The 228-nt window shown below is 62.7% G+C and carries 1 protein-coding gene; it reads left to right on the top strand.

Features of this window, described 5'->3' with window-relative positions:
• Window positions 1-228, top strand: a 228-nt coding sequence (locus P0D89_RS54605) for an NAD(P)/FAD-dependent oxidoreductase (RefSeq protein ID WP_408379950.1), incomplete at both ends; no start/stop codon positions are given.

Raw genomic sequence — 228 nt, 5'->3', positions numbered from 1 at the left:
ACGGTTCCGTGAAAGGCGTCGCAACCGGCAACCTGGGCATCGGCAAGGACGGCGAGCCGACCGAGAACTTCCAGCTCGGCATGGAGTTGCACGCCAAGTACACGCTGTTCTGCGAAGGCGCGCGCGGGCATCTGGGCCGTCAGTTGAACGACAGGTTCAAGCTGCGCGAAGGCGTCGATCCGCAGGTCTACGGCATTGGCATCAAGGAACTGTGGGAGATCGATCCGG

The organism is Paraburkholderia sp. RL18-085-BIA-A (assembly GCF_046027075.1).
GTDB lineage: Bacteria > Pseudomonadota > Gammaproteobacteria > Burkholderiales > Burkholderiaceae > Paraburkholderia.
This window is presented reverse-complemented; position numbering and strand designations above follow the sequence as displayed.